This window comes from Roseateles sp. GW821-FHT09B06 (assembly GCF_059418245.1).
In genome coordinates this window covers 48,643-57,803 of record NZ_JBWKPM010000029.1, presented here as the reverse complement: position 1 = coordinate 57,803, position 9,161 = coordinate 48,643, and the positions used below count along the sequence as shown (strand labels likewise).

Genomic DNA, 9,161 nt, shown 5'->3' with positions numbered 1-9,161 from the left:
CTGAGCCCCAGAGGCACTAACAAGGGTGGGTCAAGATTGGATGGAAACGGTGGGTCAGGATTGCGCGGGAATCAACACCTTGGCCATGTTGACCGGCTCGGCCCCCGCATCTCTCAGCAGACCGTTGACGACGTACCCCATGGTCTCGAAGCTCTTGAGGCGTGGCAGATGCTCTTTGGCGTATCGAACCAGGAGGTCGGCGAGGGTGACCGAGCGGCCTTTCCCATAGTCAATGAAGAGCGTGGTCGCACGCTCCCCCTCGATGCGCATCTTGATGGCGACGGCTTCCTCCATGGATGCCGCCGGCAGCGCGAGCTTTGGATGCCCCACCTCGCGGAAGCGGACGATGAAGCTGTTGTTCTCGCGTGAGAGCTTCGGTTTGAAACCGAAGTCCGTCGAGAGCTGGCGCACGTACGCCATTGCGTCTGCGCGCTTGCTATGAGGGAAGGTCTTGAGGAGGTCGTCGCGGTTTGCGACGGTGACAGTGAACCGTGAGCGGTTCTCGATGGTGGCCATGACAGGACTCCAAGTTAGTGGAGCCGCGTCTAATCAAAAATATTTAGTCACGTGCGTGTCGCTGCTGCGAGGACACCGCATCTGCCACTGATTTGCCACCAGTGGCCCTTGTGAATCGATTGCCACCGTCGTAAGTGGTTGATTTACAAGGAAATTCTGGTCGGGGTGAGAGGATTCGAACCTCCGGCCTCTACGTCCCGAACGTAGCGCTCTACCAGGCTAAGCTACACCCCGTTGTGAATGGCGCCGGTAACTCCAAGCGCCCACATTTTTTCTCGATCGATTCGCGCGCTTCCCTGGGTTGCTTCAGAAAGAGCGATCAATCGACCGAACGCAGAATTCTAGCAGAGCTTCGCGCCAGATGGAAGGGGGCAATGCATCGGCGCATGCGCTGGCGCGTTGCGCCTCTGTGCGAGCGGCATCGCGGGTGGCCTCGAGTGCGCCCGTTTTGCGCACGATCTTCACGATCTCGGGCAGGCCTTGCACCTCGCCATGCTCGATCGCATGGCGGATCAGATCGCGCTCGGCGGGGGCCCCTCGCTCCATTGCGATCAGCAGCGGCAGGGTGGGCTTGCCTTCGCGCAGATCGTCGCCAACATTCTTGCCGAGCGCGCTGGTGTCGCCTTCGTAGTCGAGCACGTCGTCGATCAGCTGGAACGCCGTGCCCAGCGCGCGGCCGTAGCCGGCGCAGGCCTCCTCAATCTCGGCGGAACTGTCGGCCAGTACGGCGCCGAGCCGTGCGCTGGCCTCGAACAGCTTGGCGGTTTTGTAGCGGATCACGCGCAGGTAGCTGTCCACCGCTATATCGGGGTCATGCATGTTCATCAGCTGCAGGACCTCGCCTTCGGCGATCACATTGGTGGCCTCGGCCAGCACCTCCAGCACGCGCATGCGATTCACCGACACCATCATCTGGAAGGCGCGCGAATAAAGGAAGTCACCTACCAGCACGCTGGCGGCATTGCCGAACAGGGCGTTGGCGGTCTGTTTGCCGCGGCGCAGCGAGGATTCGTCCACCACATCGTCGTGCAGCAGGGTGGCGGTGTGGATGAACTCCACGACCGCGGCCAGTTCAAAACGAGCCGCCTGCTGGAAGCCCAGCGCGTTGGCGAACAGCAGCACCAGCTTCGGCCGCATGCGCTTGCCGCCGGCATGCACGATGTAGCTGGCAATCTGGTTGATCAGGGCGACATCGGAGGTGAGGCGTCGGCCGATAACGGCATCGACTTCGCGCATCTCGGCGTCCAGCAGGGCGTGGACCTCGGCGACGGGGGATGGGGACGAGGCGGACGCAGCGTACACACTCAGCTCTCTTGTAAGCGAAGCGCAGATTATAGAAAGAGGTCGCGGGCTAGGGCAGAGTTCGCCGCGCCGCCTCTTGGTGTTTCCCCTGAAGTCTGCTAGACTCCCGGGCTCTGCGCATTTCTTGCGTGGGGTAGTGCCTGTGCCGGGGTGGGTTCGAACCGAGGTTCGGCTCCGGGTGGTGCAGGTTGTTTTATTGAAAGGGCTGATATGTACGCGGTCATAAAAACCGGTGGCAAGCAATACAAGGTTGCTGCTGGCGAAAAGATCAAGGTAGAACAGATTGCTGCGGATGTTGGCCAAGAGATCGTGATCGACCAAGTTCTCGCCGTGGGTAACGGCGCGGAACTGAAGGTTGGCACTCCCTTGGTTGCTGGCGCAAGCGTCAAAGCCACTGTTGTGGCACAGGGCAAGCACGACAAGGTGCGCATCTTCAAGCTGCGTCGTCGCAAGCACTACAAGAAGAGCCAGGGCCATCGCCAGACCTACACCGAGCTGGAAATCAGCGCGGTCAACGGTTAATCCGGCTTTCTTCTTTCGCCAACAGTTCAAGGAGCTAATCCATGGCACAGAAAAAAGGCGGCGGTTCCACACGGAACGGCCGCGACTCCAAACCGAAGATGCTGGGTGTGAAGGCCTTTGGTGGCCAGGTCATCTCGGCTGGTTCCATCATCGTGCGTCAGCGTGGCACCCGCTTCCACGCCGGCACCAACGTCGGCATGGGCAAGGATCACACCCTGTTCGCGCTGATCGATGGCACGGTGTCCTTCGCCGTCAAGGGCGAGAAGAACCGCTCGACGGTCATCGTCACGCCGGTCTGACCGACCGCGCCATGCTGGCGGAGGGCTGCAGCCGCCCGCCAGCCATAGAAGCCCCGGCCTGCCGGGGCTTTTGCGTTTCAAGGCTGCCTTAACATTCGGGCCGTCAAGGCGCATAACGTATGAAGTTCGTAGACGAAGCCACCATCGATATCGTGGCCGGCAATGGTGGTGCCGGCTGTGCGAGCTTTCGCCGCGAGAAGTTCATTCCCTTCGGTGGGCCGGACGGGGGTGATGGCGGCCGTGGCGGCAGTGTCTGGGCCGTCGGCGACCTGAACCTCAACACGCTGATCGACTACCGCTATGCGCGTCGCCACGAGGCGCGCAATGGCGAGGCCGGCCGTGGTTCCGACCAATACGGCGCGGCGGCCGACGATATCGTGCTGCGCATGCCGGTCGGCACCATCGTCAAGGATCTGGAGACCGACACCGTGATTGCCGAGCTGATCGAGCCGGGCGAGCGCGTGCTGCTGGCCAAGGGCGGCGATGGCGGTTTCGGCAATCTGCACTTCAAGACCAGCACCAACCGTGCGCCGCGCCAGAAGACACCGGGTTGGCCCGGCGAGGCCAAGAAGCTCAAGCTGGAGCTGCGCGTGCTGGCCGATGTCGGCCTGCTGGGTCAGCCAAATGCTGGCAAGTCGACCCTGATCACGGCCGTCTCGAATGCCAAGCCCAAGATCGCCGACTATCCGTTCACGACCCTGCATCCGAATCTGGGCGTGGTGCGCGTGGCGCCGGAGAAGAGCTTTGTCGTCGCCGACATTCCTGGCCTGATCGAGGGAGCCTCCGAGGGCGCCGGCCTGGGGCATCAGTTCCTGCGCCATCTGCAGCGCACCCGCCTGCTGCTGCATGTGGTGGATCTGGCGCCCTTCGATCCCGAGGTGGATCCGGTGGCCGAGGCCAAGGCCATCGTGGCTGAGCTGAAGAAATATGACCATGCCCTGTTCGAGAAGCCGCGCTGGCTGGTGCTGAACAAGCTGGACATGGTGCCGGCCGAGGAGCGCACCGCGCGCGTCAAGGACTTCGTCAAGCGCTACAAGTGGAAGGGCCCCGTGTTCGAGATCTCGGCCCTGACGCGCGAGGGCTGCCAGCCGCTGATCCATGCGATCTACGACCATGTGGCCGCCGAGCAGAAGCACCATGTCGAGCCCGATGTGCGCTTCGATGCGCCGGTGGAGGGTGGCGGCGAGGCCCAGGCATGAGCACCGGCGTCTTGAAGGACGCGCGGCGCATCGTCGTCAAGGTCGGCTCCAGCCTGGTCACCAACGAGGGTCGCGGCGTCGACGCCGAGGCCATCGGCAACTGGTGTCGCCAGCTGGCCGCGCTGGCCTCGCAGGGGCGTGAGCTGGTGATGGTCTCAAGCGGCGCGATCGCCGAGGGCATGAAGCGCCTGGGCTGGGCCACGCGGCCCAAGGAAGTGCACGAGCTGCAGGCCGCGGCGGCCGTCGGCCAGATGGGCCTGGCCCAGATGTACGAAAGCAAGCTCAGCGAGCAGGGCATGGGCAGTGCCCAGGTGCTGCTGACGCACGCCGACCTGGCCGACCGCGAGCGCTATCTGAACGCGCGCTCCACGCTCTTGACCCTGCTGCAGCATCGCGTGCTGCCGGTCATCAACGAGAACGACACCGTCGTCAACGACGAAATCAAGTTCGGCGACAACGACACCCTGGGGGCCCTGGTGGCCAACCTGGTCGAGGCCGATGCGCTGGTGATCCTGACCGACCAGAAGGGCCTGTACTCGGCCGATCCGCGCAAGGACCCGAACGCCCGCTTCATCGATGAGGCGATCGCCGGCACGCCCGAGCTGGAGGCCATGGCCGGTGGTGCCGGCTCATCGCTGGGCCGCGGGGGCATGATCACCAAGATCCTGGCCGCCAAGCGCGCGGCGGGCTCCGGCGCGAGCACCGTGATCGCCTGGGGGCGCGAGCCCGACGTGCTGCTGCGCCTGGCCGCCGGTGAGCCCATCGGCACGGCGCTGGTGGCCAGCACCCAGAAGCTGGCGGCGCGCAAGCAATGGATGGTCGACCATCTGCAGATGCGCGGCGCGGTGCTGGTCGATGCGGGCGCGGCGGCCAAGCTGCGCGACGAGGGCAAGAGCCTGCTGCCGATCGGCGTGGTCGAGGTGCAGGGCGAGTTCCATCGCGGCGATGTGATCGCGGTGCGCGATGCCGAAGGGCGGGAGCTGGCGCGCGGCCTGACCAACTACTCCAGCGCCGAGGCGCGTCTGATCGCCCGCAAGGCCTCGCACCAGTTCGAGCGCGTGCTGGGCTATGCCGCCGAGCCGGAGCTGATCCATCGGGACAATCTCGTGCTCGCTTAGCGAGCACGAGATTGCGGCGCAGACTCACATCGCGCCAGCGATGTGAGTCGTGGCCACAATTTCCCCGCGAGCGCCTACTTGCTCTCGTTGGTGGTCGGCGGCTCCGGATCCTGCGGAGCCGCCACAGGTTCCTGCCGGTCGCGATGCTGCGGCCGCATGCCCGCGCGCAGATAGCGGTTGTGGTGGTTGGTGCGCGGCAGGTAGCGAGCCAGCTCGGTCAAGGCCATCTGGTAGACGCCGCGCTTGAACTCGATCACCGCCTCTAGCGGCACCCAGTACTCGTTCCAGCGCCAGGCATCGAACTCGGGATGGTCGGTGGCGCGCAGATTCATGTCGCAATCGCGCCCGGTCAGCTGCAGCAGGAACCAGATCTGCTTCTGCCCCTTGTAGTGGCCGCGGGCATCGCGGCGGATGAAGTGCTCGGGCACTTCGTAGCGCAGCCAGTCGCGCGTGCGCGCGATGATGCGCACCTGGTCGGCGTGCAGCCCCACCTCCTCGTGGAGCTCACGAAACATCGCCTGCTCGGGCGTTTCGCCATGCTTGATGCCCCCTTGCGGGAACTGCCAGGAATGGGTCCGGATGCGTTTGCCCCAGAACACATCGTTCCTGTGGTTGAGCAGGATGATGCCGACGTTGGGCCGGAAGCCTTCACGGTCGAGCATAATCAACCCCAAATCTATAGTTGGATCGATTATTGCATTGGGGCGGCCGCCCGGCAGTCCCCTCGCTAACCCTCACCCCCTCAGTCAAGAAGAGGCCCGCCGGCCATGCGCCGCAAGAGCCGAGATAGCACCTCATGAAAGCCTCCCAGTTCTTCATTTCCACGCTGAAAGAAGCTCCCGCCGATGCCGAAGTGGTCAGCCACAAGCTGATGATGCGGGCCGGCATGATCAAGCGCCTGGGCGCCGGCATCTACAACTACATGCCGATGGGCCTGCGCGTGATCCGCAAGGTGGAGGGCATCATCCGCGAGGAGATGAATCGCGCCGGTGCCGTCGAACTGCTGATGCCGGTGGTGCAGCCCGCCGAGCTGTGGCAGGAGACCGGCCGCTTCGACAAGATGGGCCCCGAGCTGCTGCGCGTGAAGGACCGCCATGAGCGCGACTTCATCATCCAGCCGACCTCGGAAGAGGTGGTGACCGACATCGCGCGCCAGGAGCTGCGCAGCTACAAGCAGCTGCCGAAGAACTTCTATCACATCCAGACCAAGTTCCGTGACGAGCGCCGGCCGCGCTTCGGCGTGATGCGCGGCCGCGAGTTCACGATGAAGGACGCCTACTCCTTCGATCGCGACGTCGAATCGGCCGGCCGCAGCTACGAGAACATGTACGCGGCCTACTGCAAGATCTTCGACCGCCTGGGTCTGGAGTACCGCGCCGTGGCCGCCGACACCGGCGCGATCGGCGGCGACCGCTCGCACGAGTTCCAGGTGATCGCCGAGACCGGCGAGGACGCGATCGTCTACTGCCCCACCAGCGACTTCGCCGCCAATATCGAGCTGGCCGAGGCGGTGGCCCTGCTGGCAGCGCGTGCCGCGCCCGCCCAGGCCCTGGCCAAAACGCCCACCCCCGGCAAGAGCACCTGCGAGGATGTGGCCGAGCTCTTGAAGCTGCCGCTGGCCCAGACCGTCAAGTCCCTGGTGCTGGCCACCGACGAGCTGAGCGAGACCGGCGACATCGTCAAGACCCAGGTCTGGCTGCTGCTGGTGCGCGGCGATCACGACCTGAACGAGGTCAAGGCCGGCAAGCTCGAAGGCCTGAAGGCCGGCTTCCGCTTCGCCACCGTGGCGGAGATCGAGGAGCATTTCGGCTGCAAGCCGGGCTACCTGGGCCCGATCGATCTGAAGAAACCGGTGAAGATCGTGGCCGACCGCACCGTTGCCAATATGGCCGACTTCGTCTGCGGCGCCAACCAGGCCGACTTCCACTACACCGGCGCCAACTGGGGCCGCGATCTGCCCGAGCCCGATCTGGTGGCCGACATCCGCAATGTGGTCGTCGGCGATCCCTCGCCGGACGGCAAGGGCGTGCTGGCCATCCAGCGCGGCATCGAGGTGGGCCATGTGTTCTACCTGGGCACCAAGTACTCGCTGGCGATGGGCGCAAACTTCCTGGACGAGACCGGCAAGCCCAAGCCCATGGAGATGGGCTGCTACGGCATCGGCGTGACCCGCATCCTGGGCGCGGCGATCGAGCAGAACCATGACGAGCGCGGCATCGTCTGGCCGGACGCGATCGCGCCCTTCACTGTGGTGCTCTGCCCGATCGGCATGGACCGCAGCGAGGAGGTCAAGGCCGCTGCGCTGCAGCTCTACGGCGAGCTGCAGGCGCTGGGCGTCGACGTGCTGCTGGACGACCGTGGCGAGCGCCCCGGCGCGATGTTCGCCGACTGGGAGCTGATCGGTGCGCCGCACCGCGTGGTGCTGTCGGACCGCGGCCTGAAGGAGGGCCAGGTCGAGTACCAGGGCCGCCGCGACGCCGAGGCGACCAAGCTGGCGCTGGTCGATGTCGTGGCCCATCTGAAGGCCAAGCTCAAGCCTTGAACCGCCGCGGCCTGCTGATCGCAGCGGCGGCCCTGGCGGCCCTGCCGCTGCGTGCCCATGCCGGCGCCCAGGTCGAGGAACCGCTGGCCGACGCGGTGCGCTCCGCCCTGTCCTCGGCCATCGCCAATGGCGCACCGCCCAAACCACAGTTCGCCGATATCGAGCAGCGGCTCGCCTATCTGCGCTGGCTGGGCGAGATGAGCCAGCGCCTCAAGGGCCGCTTGTCGGAGGCGCAGACCCGCATCGAGTTTCTTGAGACGGTCTGGTATGAGAGCCGGCGCGCCGGCCTGGAGCCGGCCCTGGTGCTGGGCCTGGTTCAGGTGGAGAGCGGCTTTCGCAAGTATGCGATCAGCATCGCCGGTGCGCGCGGCTATATGCAGGTGATGCCCTTCTGGGCCAGACTGATCGGCGACGGCCAGGCCTCGCACCTGTTTCACATGCAGGGCAATCTGCGCTTTGGCTGCGTGATCCTGCGCCACTACCTGGACCGCGAGAAGGGCGATATGTTCCTGGCCCTGGGGCGTTACAACGGCAGCCGCGGCCGGGCCGAATATCCGAACGCCGTCTTTGCCTCGCGCAAGCGCTGGCTGATGCCCGGCGAGCAATAGCCCACCCCCTACGGCCTGCGGCAGCCCCCTCAAGGGGGCAAGCCCGTGGGGCCGGCAGAGCCGGACCCTCGGGCTTCGCTGGGTCGACCGGCTATGCCTAGAGGGCTAGGCTCAACTGCGCAGGCCGTTCCAGGCCTGCGGCGCAGCGCCGGCCACGCCGGCCAGTTCCAGCACCCGCTCGGCGCTTTCGTTCACCAGTTCCTCGATGCTCTTCGGGTGGTGATAGAAGGCCGGCAGCGGCGGGAAGACGATGCCGCCCATTTCGGTCACGGCGGTCATATTGCGCAGGTGAGCCAGGTTGAGGGGCGTCTCGCGCACCATCAGGATCAGGCGGCGGCGCTCCTTCAAGGTGACGTCGGCGGCGCGCGTCAGCAGGTTGTCGCCGAAGCCATGGGCGATCGCGGCCAGGCTCTTCATCGAGCAGGGCGCCACCACCATCGCGGCGGTGGCGAAGCTGCCGCTGGCCACGCAGGCGCCCACATCGCCGGGCGCATGGCTGAAGCTGGCCTCGGCCTCCAGGGCCTGGCGGGTGAGGCCCAGCTCGTGGTGCACGTTCAGCACACCGGCCGGCGTCACGATCAGGTGGGTCTCCAGCCCCAGCTCGCGGCCGCGCCGCAGCAGCCGCAGCCCGTAGGCCGCGCCGGTGGCGCCGGTGATGCCGACGACCAGGCGCTGTGCCGTCATCAGGCGCTCAGCACCTGCTGCAGCTCACCGGCCTGGTACATCTCCATCATGATGTCCGAGCCGCCGACGAACTCGCCGTTCACATACAGCTGCGGGATGGTGGGCCAGTTGGCGTAGTCCTTGATGCCCTGGCGCACGCCCTCGTCCTCCAGCACATTGAAGGTCTTCAGGTCGCTGACGCCGCAGGCCTTCAGGATCTGGATGGCGCGGCCGGAAAAGCCGCACATCGGGAATTGGGCCGTGCCCTTCATGAACAGCACCACGCGGTTGTTCTTGACCAGGTCGTCGATGCGTTGCTGAACGTCGCTCATCTCTCTTGCCTCATGGGTTTGCGGCGCCGACGGGCGCCCATGGCCCGATTATCGGCCAGG

11 protein-coding genes and 1 tRNA gene are annotated in these 9,161 nt (G+C 65.5%); 6 read left to right on the top strand and 6 right to left on the bottom strand.

Features of this window, described 5'->3' with window-relative positions; all coding sequences use genetic code 11:
- Positions 1-54 precede the first annotated feature (54 nt).
- From AC07OQ_RS20380 to AC07OQ_RS20370, 3 genes are all read right to left on the bottom strand, one after another.
- Positions 55-516 (bottom strand): hypothetical protein, encoded by a 462-nt coding sequence (locus tag AC07OQ_RS20380; RefSeq protein ID WP_495054973.1) that lies wholly within the window; start codon positions 514-516, stop codon positions 55-57.
- Between the two features lie 157 nt (positions 517-673).
- A tRNA-Pro gene (locus AC07OQ_RS20375) sits at positions 674-750 on the bottom strand.
- A gap of 72 nt (positions 751-822) precedes the next feature.
- Complete coding sequence (locus AC07OQ_RS20370; protein WP_495054972.1) at positions 823-1,752, bottom strand: polyprenyl synthetase family protein; 930 nt, start codon at positions 1,750-1,752, stop codon at positions 823-825.
- A gap of 276 nt (positions 1,753-2,028) precedes the next feature.
- On the opposite strand from AC07OQ_RS20370, the gene rplU reads away from it, so the two are divergent.
- From rplU to proB, 4 genes are all read left to right on the top strand, one after another.
- The gene (rplU, locus tag AC07OQ_RS20365; protein ID WP_195797624.1) at positions 2,029-2,340 is read left to right on the top strand and encodes a 50S ribosomal protein L21; all 312 of its coding nucleotides are present in this window, start codon (positions 2,029-2,031) and stop codon (positions 2,338-2,340) included.
- 41 nt (positions 2,341-2,381) lie between these two features.
- A complete protein-coding gene (gene rpmA, locus AC07OQ_RS20360; RefSeq protein WP_495054971.1) occupies positions 2,382-2,639 on the top strand; it encodes a 50S ribosomal protein L27 in 258 nt (85 codons plus the stop codon).
- Positions 2,640-2,758: 119 nt separating this feature from the next.
- Complete coding sequence (gene obgE, locus AC07OQ_RS20355) at positions 2,759-3,838, top strand: GTPase ObgE (protein ID WP_495054970.1); 1,080 nt, start codon at positions 2,759-2,761, stop codon at positions 3,836-3,838.
- Positions 3,835-4,956 (top strand): glutamate 5-kinase, encoded by a 1,122-nt coding sequence (gene proB / locus AC07OQ_RS20350; protein WP_495054969.1) that lies wholly within the window; start codon positions 3,835-3,837, stop codon positions 4,954-4,956. Before obgE ends, proB begins: the two co-directional genes overlap by 4 nt.
- 74 nt (positions 4,957-5,030) lie before the next feature.
- Here proB and AC07OQ_RS20345 read toward each other — a convergent pair whose 3' ends face one another.
- Entirely contained in the window at positions 5,031-5,618 is a 588-nt protein-coding gene (locus AC07OQ_RS20345; RefSeq protein WP_495054968.1) for an RNA pyrophosphohydrolase, read from the bottom strand.
- Positions 5,619-5,752: 134 nt separating this feature from the next.
- On the opposite strand from AC07OQ_RS20345, the gene AC07OQ_RS20340 reads away from it, so the two are divergent.
- Complete coding sequence (locus AC07OQ_RS20340) at positions 5,753-7,498, top strand: proline--tRNA ligase (RefSeq protein WP_495054967.1); 1,746 nt, start codon at positions 5,753-5,755, stop codon at positions 7,496-7,498.
- The gene (locus AC07OQ_RS20335; protein ID WP_495054966.1) at positions 7,495-8,106 is read left to right on the top strand and encodes a lytic transglycosylase domain-containing protein; all 612 of its coding nucleotides are present in this window, start codon (positions 7,495-7,497) and stop codon (positions 8,104-8,106) included. The genes AC07OQ_RS20340 and AC07OQ_RS20335 overlap by 4 nt, the downstream gene beginning before the upstream one ends.
- 111 nt (positions 8,107-8,217) lie before the next feature.
- Here AC07OQ_RS20335 and AC07OQ_RS20330 read toward each other — a convergent pair whose 3' ends face one another.
- Both AC07OQ_RS20330 and grxD read right to left on the bottom strand, forming a co-directional pair.
- Positions 8,218-8,790: a UbiX family flavin prenyltransferase gene (locus AC07OQ_RS20330; RefSeq protein ID WP_495054965.1), complete on the bottom strand. Its 573-nt coding sequence runs from the start codon at positions 8,788-8,790 to the stop codon at positions 8,218-8,220.
- On the bottom strand, positions 8,790-9,101 hold the full coding sequence (gene grxD, locus AC07OQ_RS20325) for a Grx4 family monothiol glutaredoxin (protein WP_495054964.1): 312 nt from the start codon (positions 9,099-9,101) through the stop codon (positions 8,790-8,792). The genes AC07OQ_RS20330 and grxD overlap by 1 nt, the downstream gene beginning before the upstream one ends.
- Positions 9,102-9,161: the final 60 nt, after the last annotated feature.